Here is a 16235-nt window from a genome sequence, read left to right as displayed (position 1 = left end):
ATGCACAGGGCGGGTACTCGCCTCGAACGGTAGCCTTGATTCGGCGCCGACAGACGGACAAACGAACCATCCACGTGGGGAGCGAGCTCTTGAGCAACCGATCGAACACCACCTTCCTTGGTCCGCAGGCACGTGAAGACGCGTGGCAGGCTCTCGGTTCGGAACAGTTCGACGTGGTCGTGGTCGGCGGTGGAGTCGTCGGCGCGGGCGCTGCACTCGACGCCGCGACGCGCGGCCTGAAGGTAGCGCTCGTCGAGGCACGCGACTTCGCGTCGGGCACGTCGAGTCGATCGTCGAAGATGTTCCACGGTGGCCTTCGCTACCTCGAGCAGCTCGAGTTCGGCCTGGTGCGCGAGGCGCTGCACGAGCGTGAGCTGTCGCTGTCGACGCTCGCGCCGCATTTGGTGAAGCCGCTGAAATTTCTCTTTCCGTTGACACATCGTGTGTGGGAACGCCCGTACATCGCGGCCGGAATCTTCCTCTACGACACCATGGGCGGGGCCAAATCCGTTCCGGCGCAGAAGCATCTGACTCGTTCCGGTGCGTTGCGGATGGCTCCCGGCATGAAGCGCAAGTCCTTGATCGGTGGGATTCGCTACTACGACACCGTCGTCGACGACGCACGCCACACCATGAGCGTCGCGCGCACCGCAGCTCACTACGGCGCCGTCGTGCGTACGTCCACCCAGGTCGTCGGCTTCCTGCGTGAAGCCGACCGAGTGTCCGGTGTGCGCGTGCGCGATTCGGAGAACGGTGCGACGACGGAGGTGCGTGGCCACGTCGTCATCAACGCCACCGGTGTGTGGACCGACGAGATCCAGGCGTTGTCCTCGCAGCGAGGACGCTTCCGCGTGCGCGCGTCGAAAGGCGTGCACATCGTGGTTCCGCGCGACCGCATCGTCAGCGAGGCCGCGATCATTCTGCGCACGGAGAAGTCCGTGCTGTTCATCATTCCGTGGGGTGCACACTGGATCATCGGGACGACGGACACGGACTGGAAGCTGGATCTGGCGCACCCGGCAGCAACCAAAGCGGACATCGACTACATCCTCGGTGAAGTCAACTCGGTGTTGGTCACTCCGTTGACGCACGAGGACATCGACGGTGTCTACGCCGGACTTCGTCCGCTGCTGGCAGGGGAGAGCGACGAGACCTCGAAACTGTCCCGTGAGCATGCGGTCGCGCGCGTCGCGCCCGGACTCGTCGCGATCGCGGGCGGAAAGTACACGACGTATCGCGTCATGGCGGAGGATGCCGTCGACCTCGCCGCCGACGACATCCCGGCGCGGGTCGCGTCGTCGATCACCGAGAAGGTGCCGCTGGTCGGCGCCGACGGATACTTCGCGCTCGTCAACCAGACCCATCACCTCGCGGAGATGTACGGACTCCACCCGTACCGGGTGACGCATCTGCTGGACCGCTACGGCTCTTTGATCGACGAGGTGCTCGAACTGGCCAAGGACAAGCCGGAACTGCTGCAGCCGATCACCGACGCGCCCAGTTACCTCCAGGTCGAGGCCGTGTACGCTGCGGCAGCCGAGGGGGCACTTCACCTCGAGGACATCCTGTCTCGGCGAACGCGCATCTCCATCGAGTACTCGCACCGCGGCGTCAACTGCGCCGGTCAGGTCGCGGCACTCGTCGCACCCATCCTCGGTTGGGACGACGCAACCGTGGACCGTGAGGTGGAGACCTACACCGCTCGCGTCGAAGCCGAGGTCAAGTCTCAGATGCAGCCCGACGACGAATCGGCCGACGCCCTGCGCGTCGTAGCTCCCGAGGCGCGCCAGGAAATCCTGGAGCCGGTACAGCCACTGACGAAGTGACGCTCACCGTCGCTCCGGGGTCCGAACGAGGCTCCGGGGCGCACGGGATGCCACGGCACCGGACACCGCCATCACGGTCAGGGTGAGAATTGCCAGGAAGATCATGACTCGATGGTGAGAGTCGAACCTGTGGATCAGCTGGGACGAGGCTGGCAATACGGGCACGAATAGATCTGGCGTTCCTCGAGCGGATTGTCTCCCAACAACCCGAATTCGACGGTGGTGCTGCATCGTCTGCAGGGCTTGTTCTCTCGTCCGTACACCCAGAAGTGGCGCCCCGCTCGGCGGTCACCGGTGGTGACTCGCTGGTTGCGGTCCTTGTTCGCCATGATGGTGCGGAAGGAGAGGTCGACGAATTTGGCGATGCTCCCTGCGTCCTTCACCGGTGTGCGCGGATCGACGCCGCGAAGAAAACAGATCTCGTTGCGGTAGACGTTGCCGAGCCCGGCAAGGTTGCGTTGATCGAGGAGAGCGAGACCGATGGGGCGTTCGGGATCCGATTCCAGATTTAGTACGGCCAGTGCCGCGTCCCAGTCCGGCCCCAGGAGATCCGGGCCGAGGTACCCGACGGCGTCGTTCGCGTCCTCGACGATGTCGAGCACACCCAGCTCGAAGCCGACGGCCTGCGACGTGTCCGTGGTCAGGATGATCCGAGCTTGAAACGCCGGACGACGCCACCGCTGGCCCGATTCGTAGACCTGCCAGGTTCCTTCCATCTTGAGGTGACTGTGGATCCAATGATCGTCTACCCCGATCAGCAGGTGCTTACCTCGCGACTGCACCGAGTGCACGGTCTGGCCGGTGAAATCGACTGTGGCGTAACGCGGAACACGGATGTCGCAGCCGGTGAGTTCCTTGCCTTCCAGTGCGGTGCGCAGTCTGTTGGCCGAGCGGTACACGGTGTCGCCTTCGGGCACGTCAGTTCCTCAACCGTAGGCCGCGAGGGGTGGCGGAGAATCCTGCGTCCGTCAGCATTCGGGAGAAGCCGGTGCCGTGAATTTCTTGCCCGTCGACGCGTTCGACGAGCAATTTGTCGACCCCGCCGCGCTTGACGACCTCGGCGAGCGCACCGGCGGCAGCAGCCGTCACCGCATCGTCGTCGGAGAAGGTGAGAACGGTTTTGCCGCCGCGCTCCACGTACAACGCGAGCTCGCCCTCGTGCAGAACGACCAGCGCGCCTGCCTTGCGACCCGGTCGATGTCCCGGTCCATCTTCGCCCGTGTCGCGTTTGGGCCACGTCAGCGCCGCGCCGTACGGGTTGGCAGGATCGCAGGCGGCGAGCACCAGCGCGCCTGTCTTCTCTCGCTCCTCGTAACTGCGCAGTCGGTCCACCACCTCGGATGTGGAGAACTGAGCACCACCGAGGGTGTCCACGAAGTAACCGCGCCTGCTACGTCCGGAGTCCTCGAAGGTGGTCAGCACCTTGTACATCGTCGCGAATCCCCCGGGCACACCTTCGTTCATGACCGCACCTCGCGTGACGACGCCGTATCGCTCGAGCAGTACGTCCGCGGTGGCGTGCGCGCGAATGGTCGCATCGGGTTCGATCTCGGGGACGCGTGACCACCTGCCGCCCGCAGTGGGCGGACCGGTGCGGGTCGGTAACGACGGCCGCTCGAACCGTCGGTACGACCGCAGCCGTGGGGTCCTCCGCGGGGAGCGATGGCTGGGGGCTGCTCGCGTCGTCGAGTTCAGCAGTGCCCGCAGCGGCGCGAACGTGTCGTTGCCGATTCGGCCCGCCCACACCAACTCCCACAGCGCCGCATGCAGACTGTCGTCGTCCGTGCTTCCGACGGTGTCGGAGAGTTGCCGGAAGAAGTAAGCGCCACCGGCAGCGACGGCGTCGAGTATCGAGATCTGTAGTTCGGAGAGATCCGATTCCGCAGGAGGAGCCAAGGTCAGGGGAGCGGTGTCCGCCATGTGCAGGCATACCCATCCGTCCTTGGACGTGATGGACCCGTGGCCGGACCACAGAACCTCACCGGTCGAGGTCAACTCGTCGAGCATTGCGGGCGAGTAGTCCCGTACACGGGAGGACAGCACCAGCGACTCCCACGCGGAGGCTGGAATGGGCACTCCGGCAAGCTGCTCGACGACCGCCGCGACTCCGTCGATTCCGGAGAGCTGCCTGCTCTGCACGTGCTGCCACGCAGGGAGGAAACGGCCGAGGGTGGCGGTGGCGACGGGCTCCACTTCCTGGCGCGCCGCGGCGAGGGACCGCCGCCGCAGGCGGCGCAGGACTTCGGCGTCGCACCACTCCGATCCTGCTCGGTCCGGACGGAATTCACCTTCGATGATCCGTTTGTCGGCGGCGAGCCCCGCCAGAGATGCTCGCGCGACAGCGATTCCGAGGCCGAACCTCTCGGCGAGGTCGTCCACCGAGAACGGTCCGTGGGTGCGTGCGTACCGGCTGACCAGGTCGGTCAGGGGGTCGTCGACCGGTTCGATGAACGCGGCGGGCGTCCCGATGGGAAGGGGCACACCGAGTGCGTCGCGCAGCCTGCTGGCGTCCTCGATGGCCACCCACCAGGACGTGCCGGCGAACGTGACCTCCATGGCGCGCTTCGCGGAGACCAACTCTGCCAACCACATCGGCGATTCCTCGCCGTTCGTTCGGGCAGCCACCTCGTCGGTGGTCAGCGGCCCGAGCATCCTGAGGAGGTCTGCGACACCCTCGATGTCCTTGGCACGACGGTCCTCGGCGAGGCGTTGCAGCTCCAGTTCCGTCGTCTCGATGACGGCCTGATCGAGGAGCTCGCGCAGCTCCACACGTCCGAGCAGTTCCGCGAGCAGCGTCGAGTCGAGGGACAGGGCTTGGGCACGGCGTTCCGCGAGGGGGCTGTCGCCCTCGTACATGAACGCCCCGACATAGTTGAACAGCAACGAATTCGCGAACGGAGACGGGGTCGGGGTCTCGATCTCGACGATGCGAATCTGACGCCGTCCGATCTGCGCGAGAATGTCCTCGAGCGCGGGCAGATCGTAGACATCTTGCAGGCACTCACGGACCGTCTCGAGCAGAATGGGGAACGTCGGGTACTTCCGCGCCACATCGAGCAGTTGCGCCGAACGTTGCCGTTGCTGCCACAGCGGTGCGCGCTTGCCGGGATTGCGACGCGGCAGCAACAGTGCACGAGCGGCGCATTCGCGAAAGCGTGATGCGAAGAGCGCCGATCCACCGACCTGTTCGGTGACGACGTCGGCGATCTCGTCTTTCTCGAACACGAACAGATCCGCGCCGGGCGGCGTGTCCTCGGTATCGGGGAGCCGGACGATGATGCCGTCGTCGGACGCAGTGGGTGCCGCGTCGATTCCGTATCTCTCGATCAGCCGTGCTCCGATCGCCAGTGCCCACGGTGCGTGCACTTGCTGCCCGTAGGTCGAGTGCAGCACCAGACGCCAGTCTCCGAGCTCGTCCCGGAACCGCTCCACGATCATTGTTCGGTCGGTGGGCAACTGCCCGGTCGCTTCCTTCTGATCGTCCAGCAATGCAACGAGATTGGTCACGGCGTTGGGGTCGAGGCCGTCACCGGCGAGACGCTGTTCGAGATTTTCTCGCTCGGACGTACTACGCAGGAACTCGCCCAGGGCGCGGCCCAGCTCGGCGGGACGCCCGAGTCCGTCGCCGTGCCAGAACGGCAGTCGTCCGGGTTGACCGTATGCAGGGCTGACGAGGACCCGGTCGTGAGTGATCTCTTCTATCCGCCAACTGGTCGCACCGAGCGCGAAGACGTCCCCGACACGGGATTCGTACACCATCTCCTCGTCGAGTTCGCCGACACGCGACGCCTTCTCGCCCACCATGTACACCGTGAACAAGCCGCGGTCCGGGATGGAGCCACCGGAGGTGACGGCGAGGCGTTGCGCGCCGGGCCTGCCCGTCAGCGTGTTCGCGTCACGGTCCCACACGAGGCGAGGGCGAAGCTCGGCGAACTCGTCCGACGGGTACCGACCGGACAACAGGTCGAGGGTCGACTCGTACGCAGACCGGGGCAGAGTGGCGAAGCTCCCGGTCCGACGCACCGCGTCGTACCAGTCGTGTGCATCGATGGGCTCGAGCGCGCACGCCGCCACCGTCTGCTGCGCCAGAATGTCCAGCGGATTCGCGGGAACGAACAGTGCCTCGATCTTGCCCGTCGTCATCCGCTCGACGGTCACCGCACAATGAATCAAGTCGGTTCGGTGCTTGGGGAACAGCACTCCCTTGGAGATTTCACCCACCTGGTGACCCGCACGCCCCACGCGCTGCAGACCGCTCGCGACCGAGGGCGGTGCTTCGACCTGGATGACCAGATCCACCGCGCCCATGTCGATTCCGAGCTCGAGGCTGCTGGTCGCCACGACGCACCGCAGGCGTCCGGTCTTCAGATCGTCCTCGATGAGGGCGCGCTGATCCTTGCTCACGCTGCCGTGATGCGCACGTGCCAGCAGCGGTTCGGCACCGTGGCCCACGTCGCTGGAGCTACCGACGAGAGACGCGGGGCCGTGGGCGGCGTCGACCCCGTCGCCGAGACGGTCGGCATAGATCTCGTTGAGGCGAGCGGTGAGACGCTCGGCCAGGCGTCGGGAATTGGCGAACACGATGCACGACTTGTGGTCGAGAACCAAGTCCACGACCTTCTCCTCGACGTGCGGCCAGATCGATCCGTGCTGCGGCGCAGCCGAGGCATCACCTTCCGCTGTCTCCACGACACCCAGTTCCGTCATGTCCTCGACCGGGACCTGAACCGTGAGATCGAACGTCTTCGGTGACGGGGGAGCAACGATCTCGATGGGGGCGGCGCCGGTGAGGAACCGTCCGACCTCCTCGTGGGGCCGCACCGTCGCCGACAGCCCGATCCGCTGCGCGGGTGTGCCGAGCAGCAGATCCAGACGCTCCAGGGACAGCGCGAGGTGCGAGCCACGCTTGCTGCCGGCGACTGCATGGACCTCGTCGACGATGACCGTCTCGACCGAGTCGAGAGATTCTCTGGCCGCGGAGGTGAGCATCAGGAACAGAGACTCGGGGGTCGTGATCAGTATGTCCGGCGGAGTCTTCAGCATGGCCCGACGATCTGCCTGACTGGTGTCACCGGAGCGGACTCCGACCGAGATGTCCGGTGGCTCGAGGCCCAGCCGTTTGGCCGTCTGTGTCACCCCGACGAGCGGCGCGCGGAGGTTTCTCTCCACGTCGACGGCCAATGCCTTGAGCGGCGAGATGTACAGAACCGTCGTCTTGCGCTCCGCAGGCACGTCACGGACCGTGAGCTGATCGATGGACCACAGGAACGCGGACAGGGTCTTACCCGAGCCGGTCGGAGCGACGACAAGAGTGTGCCGACCACTGGAAATAGCCTCCCAGGCACCCGCTTGCGCGGCCGTGGGGGCGTCGAACGCGCCGGTGAACCACTCCTGGGTGGCGGGAGAGAACTTGGCCAGCGCCGGGTCCACCTGGTGCGCGTTGGTTCTCTTACCGGCCATTCCACCATGATGCCCCGTGGTACCGACAAACAATCACAGGTGTAGGACCGTCCACTCATGGGTACGGGGTACCGATGACCGACGACCAAGAGATCATGCAGAAGATTTCCGCAAAGCTCGACGCTCGTCTCGGTGAGAAGACGAACGGCTTGCAGAACGAAGTACCGCCGGGTTCCAGCATTCAGCGCGACGACGAGGACGGTGAGCGGGGCCCACTCGGCCGGGATTACCACTTGGCCAGCAAGTACGCGCAGGCCTTCGCGATCGGTGAGCCCCAGTTGGTGGACCGCGACGAGTTCGATCGTCTCGTCGCCGAGTACGGCTGACCACTCACCGAGGCCACGTCGGCCGCTGCCCGTCCTTCTCACAACACCGCCGTGTGTTCACAACCGTCATGACGATTGTGAACACACGGCGGTGTTGTATCCACGTGGGGCCACCCGCCGCCGTCAGATCACGATACGAGACCGATTCCCCCGTTACGGCCCGATCCCCTTTACTATTCGTTGGACCGACTCGGGGAGTGGAGTTCTTGAATTGTTGACCGTGTTCATCGTGTGTTTCGTCGTGGGCGTCGTCGGGCTGGCGGGAACGTTCACCGTCGGCGAGGTCTCGGATCTCGGTGACAGTCACGGCGACGGTGTGCCGTTCCTGTCGCTGACGACGATCGCGACGGCGCTGTTCGGTTTCGGCGCGGCCGGATGGATCTCGGCGCTCACCGAACTGCCCGACCCGATTGCAGCGCTCGTCGGCATCGCGGTGGCGGCGGGTCTCGTGATCGTGACGCGAGGGCTGTTGATTCCGTACATGCTTCGGCAGCAGGACAATTCGCACATCGGGCGAGCATCGTACATCGGGCTGCTCGGCACCGTCACGCTGGACGTCACGGCGGACGGATGGGGAGAGGTGTCGTTCGCGGACGGTGAAGGCAATCGCGTCGGCGCACGGGCTGTCAGTTCGGGCAAGGTCGCGCTCCCGCGAGGCGTCACCGTCTACATCGCCGATGTGGACGACACCTACCTCCACGTCGTTGCCGTCGACGACGTCGTGGACGGTCGATGATCGGAAAGACCTGCACGGTGGGGGCTTTCGACTACAAGCACAGTTCGTGAGGGGTACTGATACATGCTGACAACAATCGTGATCGCGGCGATCGTCGCGCTGATCGTCTTCGTCGTGCTGCCGACGGTGTACGTCAAGAACTACATCAAGGTTCCGCCCAACGAGGTCGCGGTGTTCACCGGTCGAGGCAAGCCCAAGGTGGTGCGCGGTGGTGCCCGATTCAAGGTGCCGGGCATCGAACGAGTCGACATCATGTCTCTCGAACCGTTCAACATCAGCATCAACCTGCAGAACGCACTGTCCAACGACGGTGTCCCGGTCAACGTCGAAGCAGTGGGCCTGGTGCGTATCGGCTCGGCCGACGAAGCGGTTCAGACTGCGGTGCAACGCTTTCTGACGTCCGACCTGACGGAACTGCAGCGTCAGATCAACGACATCCTCGCCGGTAGCCTACGAGGGATCACCGCGACGATGACCGTCGAGGACCTGAACTCCAACCGCGACACGTTGGCGCGCAGCGTCATCGACGAGGCAGGGAACGACCTCGCGCGCATCGGTATGGAAGTCGACGTCATCAAGATCGCCGGGATCTCCGACAAGAACGGCTATCTCGAATCTCTCGGACAACGTCGAATCGCCGAGGTCAAGCGTGACGCAGCGGTCGGAACCGCGGATGCCGAGCGCGACGCCCAGATTCGTTCGGCCAAGGCACGCCAGGAAGGTTCGGTGGCGCAGGCAGAGGCGGACACGGCCATCGCGACCGCGAATCAGCGTCGTGACGTCGAGTTGGCACGCCTCCGTGCGCAGACCGAAGCGGAGAACGCCGAGGCGGACCAGGCGGGACCACTTGCCCAGGCCACCGCGGCGAAAGCCGTCGGCATTGCGCGGGAGCAAGCCGAAGCCGCCCGGGTCGAGGCACGCACCGAAGTGGAACGTCGTCGCTCGCAGCAATCGGAAGCAGCACTGCAGGCGGACGTCATCGCCCCCGCCGAAGCCGAACGCCAGGCCGCGATCGCGCGGGCCGAAGGTGAGCGTCGAGCCGCAATTCTTCGCGCGGAAGCACAGGCCGAATCGGCGCGTCAGTCAGGAGCGGCACAAGCGGACTCGCGCAAACTCGTCGCAGATGCCGTGCGTTCGGAGCAGCAAGCCGACGCCGACGGTCTGCGGGCGAAACTGGAAGCAGAGGCGGAAGGTCGCAAGGTCGCGGCGGATGCGCTGCGCGCCGAGCAGCAAGCAGAGGCCGACGGTCTGCGCGCCAAGCTGGAAGCGGAAGCGGCTGGCAAGCGTCAGATCGCCGAGGCGCTCAATTCCTACACGCCGCAGGCCGCTCGGTTGCTCACGCTCCCCGACGTGCTGGCTGCTCTCGTCGAGGCGACGGCGGCAGCGGCGAAGCCGGTGGGCGACATCGACCGCATCTCGATCATCGGCGGCGCCGACGGCGCGAAGGGATCCATCGGTTCACTGCTCGGCATCAGCCCGCAGGTCATCGCGGGCGTCATCGAGACGTTGGAAAGCTCGGGCGTGAACGTCACCGGCCTGCTCAACAACCTCGACGGCAAGAACAAACTGGCAGGTAGCGACAACCTGGCAAGCAGTGACAACCTGGCAAGCAGCGACAACCAGGACGAGGACGCGGCCACCTCGAACGGAGTGGCGCACCCCGAGTCGATCAGCTGACACACGACGAAGGGCCCCACGGACTTCAAGTCCTGTGGGGCCCTTCGGTTGTCGAATCGGTGTAGCGGTAGCGGCTCAGGGCCTGCCGGTGAAGTAGTCGAACGCGGCCGACTGCAGAGGGTAACCTCCGGTGTTGATCAGGCCGATCACTCCACCTGCGGCGGCACCGATGAGGACACCGGGGATGCACCCGACGAACACCCCGACGACGCAACCGATGACCAGACCGATTCCGGCACCGATGGCGGCACTGACTCCGGCGCCGAACGATGCCTTGTTCAGCTCGTCGAGGAAGCGCCCCTGCGAGTTCACGTCGGTGACAGGCAGGACCGAGCGCGCCACCGGGGTGGCGAACGCTGGATCGGTCTCGGGCGTGAGGGTCAGTTCACGGTCGTCGACGCCGATGAGAGGCGCGATGGAGAACTCCTGGTCGCCGACGCGGTAGGCGAGGGGGATCGTCGCGACGGACGTGCCGGCGGCGTCGAGGACCTCGACGGTCTCCGAGGTCGCGCCGAGTCGGAAGGATCCGGTGTCGAGGATCGTCGTCACGGCTTTGCCGTCCTCGGTGGTGGTGGTGCTGTAGGCGATGCCCTGGTCGGTTCCCGTCACCAGTGGTGCAGGCTCTGCGTGGGCAGTGCCCGTGGCGACAGCCAGCGCCGAGACGGCGATGACAGCTGTCACCGTTGTTCGTGCAAGTCGAGCGAACTTCATGAGACTCCCCGTGGTCCGAAGTGAACGATCCCCCTGAGGTCGACGACGGCGCCGGCCTGGATCGACGTGAGTACCCTAGCGGAATACGGGCGTTTCCGGCAGTGAGGATGTCCAGCGGTGGAACGGCGGTGCAGCAGTGGTGGAACGGAAGAAGCCAGGGGTGACGTTCGAGTCCTTCGTGGACCGGCAGATTCGCGAGGCGCAGGAGCGGGGCGAGTTCGAGAATCTCGAGGGGGCGGGTAAGCCGTTGCCCAGTTCGGCTCACGACGATCTGTGGTGGGTGAAAGGGTTCTTGAAGCGGGAGAACCTGTCGACGGACGCGTTGCTGCCCGAGTCTCTGCAGTTACGCAAGGAGATCGAGAAACTTCCGGTCACGTTGATCGAGCTGCGTCAGGAGTCGTCGGTTCGAGAAGCGTTGCAGGACCTCAATGCGCGTGTCGTGGCGTGGATCCGGATGCCGTCGCCGCCTCTGGTGCCGATCGGCCCGGTCGACGTCGAGGACTGGGTGGCGCAGTGGAAGCAGAACCGCGCAGCCGCGGACGCCGATGCACGCGAGGCACTGTCGTCGCGGAAGGCGAGCGGAGCCGCCGGATCTACCGCGCCGACGAGTGGGCGCGTGAGCTGGTGGGTTCGGCTGCTCCACCGACGAGATCGATGACCTCGGCGACGGATGTCGCGGTGGTCGTCCTGGTCTTGGTACGCCCCCGGAGTGTGTGCGCGCGGACACGACGGGGAAGTAGTCCATCGGCCGGATTGACGGGGTGGTGCCGCCGGAGTCCGCGCAACGTCTGCTTCGGCGGGGGCGCGTGATCGCCGATGTCGACGACGGTGACGGCCGATCCGAAGGTCAGTCGCGCGTAGTCGGCTGCATCGGCGACGGCGTCGTCGAATTCCGCAGCAGTGACGCGTCCTCGCGGCCCCGTGCTGAGCCCGTGACCCGGTAGGTCGAGCAGGATGGTCGTGACGCCGGCGTGCGCCAGTTCCTGGCCTACGGGTGTGAGGTAGCGGGCATGCAGTCCAGGGCGCACGGGCACGACAACCGTCGGACCCTGGGCCGAGCTTCGGTGCAGTTCGACGTGAAGCCGACCCGAGGGTGTCGTGATCGACACGTGCTCACCGCCCACGGTTCCGACGAACCTCGACGCCGGTTCCAGTGCGGCCTCGCAGGCGTCGTGGCTTGTCAGCGCATGCTCGGCGCCGAGAATCGGCTTGCCCTGCAGCAGAACCATGACGGCGGCGCACTCGTGCGAGGTGAGAGTGGGTGTCCAGCCGGTCTTCTCGCTCAACGCAGTGGAGTCGACGACGGGCTCGCCCGCAGTGACCCACTGGCCGGAGAACGGGGTGAGTCCGAGTCGGAACGCAAGATTCGCGGCCGCCACGGCGGGTTTCTCGGGTACGTCGAACAGGATCTGGCCCTGCATACGTGCGAGTTCGCGGACCGGCGTCCAGTCGCGGGGACCGACGTTGTAGGGGCCGATCAGGTCCTGCTTGGCGGCGCGGTGGAAGGCGTCGGCGAGGTCGTTCTGGTGCAGGAACTGGTAGCTGGCCCGGTCCGCCTGTGGGAACGCACCGACCCGGCCGGTGAATTGATCGATGCCGTCGTTGGCGAAGTCCGGACCGATGATGTACGTCGGTCGCAACATGGATACCGCCATCTCGCCGGGGTGGCGGCGGAGCCACCACTCCGCGTAGTGCTCCACCTCCGCCTTGTCGTGAAAGTAGTACCTGTCGGGATCGCCGGCGGGGTAGTGACTTTCGTCGAGGGGCTCGTCGTGAATGTCCGCACCGTACGCATTGATACTCGAGGCGATCACGAGCCTGCCCACCCCTGCGGCGTACGCGGAATCGAGAACGTTCCGTGAGCCGCGTTGGTTGATGTCGTGTGTCTCGGTCTTGTCGCGTAATTCTTCGACGACGAAGGCCAGATGGATGACGACGTCGCTGCCTCGAAGAATCTCTTCGAGTCCGGGTGACCTTATGTCGGCACGTACCGATTCGAGTTTGGGATGCTGCATGCGGAGCGGACGCCGAGCGATCCCGACGACGGAGTCGACGTCGTCGTCGGCGAGCAGGGCAGGCAGGATCGCCGCGGCGAAATCGCTCGTTGCGCCCGTGACGGCAATGCGAAGGGTCACGAGGGCAACTCCGCGACCGTCTCCGCGATGGTGGCGATGGCGGTTCGGATCTGTTCGTCGGTGTGGGAGGCCATCACGCAGAGTCGGAGCAGCGCACCGTTGCGGGGAACGGCAGGATGCAGGGCCGCCGAGGTGAATACTCCCTTGTCGAACAGTTGGCGCCAGAGATTCATGGCGGACAGGTCGTCCCCGATGTGCAGCGAGACGATCGGTGACGCGGTGTCTCCTCCCGGTATCGGGGACCTGGCGCCGACGTCGAGTCCTTCGGCCGCGAGTCCACTGCGCAAGGCTTCGGCGTGTTCCAACACTCGACGCGCTCGCTGACGTCCTTCCTCGCTCCTGATCAGCTTGATCGACGCGAGGGACGCGCCGACTGCGGCGGGCACACCCGATGTCGTGAACAGGAATGCTCTCGCGTGTATACGAAGACTGTCGAGGAGATCGTGGGATCCTGCGATGAAGCCCCCGGTGGAGCTGGGGCTCTTGGACAGAGATGCCATTCTGATATCGGTGTCGCCTGCGGTGCCGAACAATTCCGCAGCGCCGGTGAGACTTTCGCCGTAGATACCGAGGCTGTGGGCCTCGTCGACCATCAACGCGGCACCGTACTTCGTGCACAGAGCGGTCACCTGGTCCAGAGGCGCCAGGTCACCTTCCATCGAGTACAGGCCGTCGACGATGACCAGGACGGCGCCGTCGCCGACGACGGGTCCCTGCAGTTGGAGTTCGAGGTCGGCCATGTCGTTGTGAGCGAACTTGCGGATGGTTGCTCCGGACAGTTGGCTTCCGTCGCGGATGGACGCATGTGCGGCGGAGTCGACCACGATCACGTCGCCCTTGCCCACGACGGCGGCGATGGTCCCGAGGTTCGTCTGGTAACCGGTGGTGAACACCATCGCGTCCTCGGTGCCGTGCCATTCCTTGATCTCGTTCTCGAGCTCGAGGTGTATGTCCATGGTGCCGTTGAGCAGTCGGCTGCCGGTGATGGCCGAGCCGAAGGTATCGAGTGCGTCCTGCGCGCCCTGCGTGATGTCCGGATGGTCGGCGAGCCCCAGGTAGTTGTTGGAGCCCAGCATGATCTTGTCCTTGCCTTCCACCTGGACGATGGGCGCGGTGGCGGACTCCATGACGCGGAAGTACGGGCTCACGTCGGATTCGCGCACGGCGCGGAGGAGGTCGACTCGGTCGTCGCCGTCGAGTCGTTTGATCAATCGGTTGACGGTCATCGCTGCAGGTTCTCCTGACACAGGGTGGGTTTGGAGTCGGTCGTCGAACGATGGTCGCGAATTCGAGAAGTGATTCGGCTCCATGGGATGGGCAGGATTGGTTCGAATCAAACAAATTTTTATTACTCCAGGTGGGAGGCCATAACAAACTCATCGCCCAGTTTCGAAAAGGGGGGAAGTTTACCTACTCTTGGATGTTTTGCCTGGTAGAACGGTGGGTAGTGAGCACGAGGTTGCGAATTCGATTCACCTTTGTCTGCCATGCGAATTTCAAATTGTTAGGGAGAGTCATGACTGCATTGATGGTTCGAGAACGCGAAATTCTGGAACAATACATTCCGGGTTTACTGGATTATCTGGACCGCACGCCACTGAAAGACCTCGAAAGCAGGGACGGCGAAGCAATCGCCAAATTCAAGGAGTTCGGCGGCACCTCGCTCATCGTTCCCACGGAGCTGGGCGGCAGCGGCGCCTCCGCGCTCGACGCCGTGCGCGCACAGCGGGCGATCGGATCGAGATCTCCGTCGCTCGGAGCGGCGACGACCATGCACCATCTGTCGATCGCGTCGCTCAACGAGTTCGCCAAGGGAGCCAGCGAAGAAGATCGTGCGCTGATGAAATCGCTCATCGAGCAGAAGGCCGTGATCGCGTCGGGGTTCTCGGAAGGCACCCCGGGGGGCAGCGTCTTCATTCCCACGATGAAGGCCAAGCGGGTGGGCGACGTGTACGTGATCAACGGAAGCAAGAAGCCCTGCAGCCTGTCCGGTTCGATGGATCTGTTGACGGCCAGCGTCGAGGTCGAAGGTGTCGGCGCGAAGGACGGCGAACGCGCAGTTGCCTTGATCCCCGCGTCGCTCGACGGAGTGTCCGTCACGAAGTTCTGGGAGACACCGTTCCTCGAAGGCTCGCAGAGCGACGAGGTCGTTCTCCGCGATGTCGAGGTACCGGCGGATCTGGTGCTGCTCAACAGCGACGACGACCCGGACGGTGTCCACGAGATGACCGGGTACCTGTGGTTCGGGATGTTGATCAGCGCCAACTACCTCGGGGCGGCGACGATGCTGTTGGAGAAGATGCTTGCGCAGGACAAGGGTGACTACGAGGGTTACACCCGAGCCGCGGCGGAGATCGAGAACAGCATCGCGGCGATCGAGAGCGTGGCACGTGCCGTCGACGACGGTGAGCGAGGCCAGGACATCTCCGCGCGACTGCTGTTCTGCCGCATAGCTATTCGGGATGCGCTGGTTCGGGCGAGTTCGACGGCGATGGAATCCCTCGGCGGAATCGGATTCATCACCTCGCCCGACATCGGGTACCTCGCAGCTGCGTTGCAGGCCTACGCGTTTCACCCGCCGTCCAGGCGCTCCATCTCCGAGACCCTGGCGAAGTACCACGGTGGTGACGAGTTCGCGTTCGTCAAGTAGTCCCGGAGAAGAAGTAGTCCCGGAGTGATCGAGTCGAGGAGGGCCGCAGACGATCAGTCGCGGCCTTCCTCCTCGTCGAGTCGGTCCTGGCCTCGGTTGCGGAAGAACTTGAACCCGGGTATCCCGATCACTGCGCGACGGACATCCTTTGTCACGCCGAGCAATTCGTGGATCTCCGGTGCGACGGAATCGAGGGTTGCCAGGATGGGTATGACGGCTTCCATGTGCTCGACGAGCCCGGGGAGTTGGTCGACCATGGCGATGGCCGCATCGACTTCGTTCTCGTCGAGGTGGTCGACGAACTTCTTCGCGAACGGCGCGGAGCGCTGCGCTATCGGGTCGAACAGTTCGACCAGCTGCAGTGCCGTCACCGACGCCTTGGACGCAGAGTCGACCACACCTTCCGCCGAACGGGTGGTCGTCGCGGCCTCGGCGACGACAAGCTCGGCAGCGTCGACGACGGCGTCGATTCGGGCCATCAGTGCCGTCACCTCGTCGAGAAGCGCCTCGATCCGGCCGGGAAGCCCCAGTGCGAAGACGGCAGTGTCCCGGGTCCACCGCACCCCGTACCGCACCACGTCGAGTCCGATCCTCGCAGCGACGAGGCCGCCGGCAGGATCGGGAAGCCGCACGCCTGCGAGCACCAACGCCATGTGTCAAACAATGCCACACCACCTCTGTCCACCAACGCACACCGCGCCCGGCAGTGCGGCG

12 protein-coding genes are annotated in these 16235 nt (G+C 65.0%); 6 read left to right on the top strand and 6 right to left on the bottom strand.

The window, feature by feature from the left end; genetic code table 11:
* The first annotated feature begins 89 nt into the window (after positions 1 to 89).
* Positions 90 to 1826, top strand: coding sequence for a glycerol-3-phosphate dehydrogenase (gene glpD, locus H292_RS0117105; RefSeq protein ID WP_027498881.1), 1737 nt, complete (start codon positions 90 to 92; stop codon positions 1824 to 1826).
* A gap of 134 nt (positions 1827 to 1960) precedes the next feature.
* On the opposite strand, the gene H292_RS0117095 is transcribed toward glpD, so the two are convergent.
* Positions 1961 to 2743: a DNA-formamidopyrimidine glycosylase family protein gene (locus H292_RS0117095; RefSeq protein ID WP_020112164.1), complete on the bottom strand. Its 783-nt coding sequence runs from the start codon at positions 2741 to 2743 to the stop codon at positions 1961 to 1963.
* 1 nt (position 2744) lies between these two features.
* A complete protein-coding gene (locus H292_RS0117090) occupies positions 2745 to 7286 on the bottom strand; it encodes an ATP-dependent helicase (protein ID WP_020112163.1) in 4542 nt (1513 codons plus the stop codon).
* Between the two features lie 74 nt (positions 7287 to 7360).
* On the opposite strand from H292_RS0117090, the gene H292_RS0117085 reads away from it, so the two are divergent.
* The 3 genes from H292_RS0117085 to H292_RS0117075 all read left to right on the top strand — a co-directional run bounded on the left by H292_RS0117085 (position 7361) and on the right by H292_RS0117075 (position 10025).
* Complete coding sequence (locus tag H292_RS0117085) at positions 7361 to 7612, top strand: hypothetical protein (RefSeq protein ID WP_019666186.1); 252 nt, start codon at positions 7361 to 7363, stop codon at positions 7610 to 7612.
* A gap of 220 nt (positions 7613 to 7832) precedes the next feature.
* Complete coding sequence (locus tag H292_RS0117080; protein WP_373454663.1) at positions 7833 to 8348, top strand: hypothetical protein; 516 nt, start codon at positions 7833 to 7835, stop codon at positions 8346 to 8348.
* A gap of 63 nt (positions 8349 to 8411) precedes the next feature.
* The gene (locus tag H292_RS0117075) at positions 8412 to 10025 is read left to right on the top strand and encodes a flotillin family protein (RefSeq protein ID WP_020112161.1); all 1614 of its coding nucleotides are present in this window, start codon (positions 8412 to 8414) and stop codon (positions 10023 to 10025) included.
* A 75-nt stretch (positions 10026 to 10100) separates the two neighbouring features.
* Here the strand turns inward: H292_RS0117075 and H292_RS0117070 are convergent, their stop codons facing one another.
* Positions 10101 to 10736 (bottom strand): hypothetical protein, encoded by a 636-nt coding sequence (locus tag H292_RS0117070; protein ID WP_020112160.1) that lies wholly within the window; start codon positions 10734 to 10736, stop codon positions 10101 to 10103.
* 160 nt (positions 10737 to 10896) lie between these two features.
* On the opposite strand from H292_RS0117070, the gene H292_RS0117065 reads away from it, so the two are divergent.
* Positions 10897 to 11394, top strand: coding sequence for a J-domain-containing protein (locus H292_RS0117065; protein WP_020112159.1), 498 nt, complete (start codon positions 10897 to 10899; stop codon positions 11392 to 11394).
* Here H292_RS0117065 and H292_RS0117060 read toward each other — a convergent pair.
* Both H292_RS0117060 and H292_RS0117055 read right to left on the bottom strand, forming a co-directional pair.
* A complete protein-coding gene (locus H292_RS0117060; protein ID WP_020112158.1) occupies positions 11330 to 12871 on the bottom strand; it encodes an NAD-dependent epimerase/dehydratase family protein in 1542 nt (513 codons plus the stop codon). The two genes, H292_RS0117065 and H292_RS0117060, sit on opposite strands and share 65 nt — an antisense overlap.
* A complete protein-coding gene (locus H292_RS0117055) occupies positions 12868 to 14097 on the bottom strand; it encodes an aminotransferase class I/II-fold pyridoxal phosphate-dependent enzyme (RefSeq protein ID WP_170947476.1) in 1230 nt (409 codons plus the stop codon). Before H292_RS0117055 ends, H292_RS0117060 begins: the two co-directional genes overlap by 4 nt.
* Before the next feature lie 290 nt (positions 14098 to 14387).
* Between H292_RS0117055 and H292_RS0117050 the strand changes: the two genes are divergently transcribed.
* On the top strand, positions 14388 to 15521 hold the full coding sequence (locus H292_RS0117050; RefSeq protein ID WP_020112157.1) for an acyl-CoA dehydrogenase family protein: 1134 nt from the start codon (positions 14388 to 14390) through the stop codon (positions 15519 to 15521).
* Positions 15522 to 15574: 53 nt separating this feature from the next.
* Here H292_RS0117050 and H292_RS0117045 read toward each other — a convergent pair whose 3' ends face one another.
* Complete coding sequence (locus tag H292_RS0117045) at positions 15575 to 16174, bottom strand: hypothetical protein (RefSeq protein ID WP_019666178.1); 600 nt, start codon at positions 16172 to 16174, stop codon at positions 15575 to 15577.
* Positions 16175 to 16235 lie beyond the last annotated feature (61 nt).

Source organism: Rhodococcus sp. 114MFTsu3.1, from assembly GCF_000383555.1.
Classification (GTDB): domain Bacteria; phylum Actinomycetota; class Actinomycetes; order Mycobacteriales; family Mycobacteriaceae; genus Rhodococcoides; species Rhodococcoides fascians_E.
Note: the sequence above shows the minus strand (reverse complement) of the source record. Positions and strands in the feature narration are given on the sequence as shown.

What these genes read in the sequence shown, in the direction of transcription:
- H292_RS0117090 (WP_020112163.1), bottom strand. Translation starts at nt 7,286, where the DNA reads ATGGCCGGTAAGAGAACCAACGCGCACCAGGTGGACCCGGCGCTGGCC.
- H292_RS0117085 (WP_019666186.1), top strand. Translation starts at nt 7,361, where the DNA reads ATGACCGACGACCAAGAGATCATGCAGAAGATTTCCGCAAAGCTCGAC.
- H292_RS0117075 (WP_020112161.1), top strand. Translation starts at nt 8,412, where the DNA reads ATGCTGACAACAATCGTGATCGCGGCGATCGTCGCGCTGATCGTCTTC.
- H292_RS0117070 (WP_020112160.1), bottom strand. Translation starts at nt 10,736, where the DNA reads ATGAAGTTCGCTCGACTTGCACGAACAACGGTGACAGCTGTCATCGCC.
- H292_RS0117055 (WP_170947476.1), bottom strand. Translation starts at nt 14,097, where the DNA reads ATGACCGTCAACCGATTGATCAAACGACTCGACGGCGACGACCGAGTC.
- H292_RS0117050 (WP_020112157.1), top strand. Translation starts at nt 14,388, where the DNA reads ATGACTGCATTGATGGTTCGAGAACGCGAAATTCTGGAACAATACATT.
- H292_RS0117045 (WP_019666178.1), bottom strand. Translation starts at nt 16,174, where the DNA reads ATGGCGTTGGTGCTCGCAGGCGTGCGGCTTCCCGATCCTGCCGGCGGC.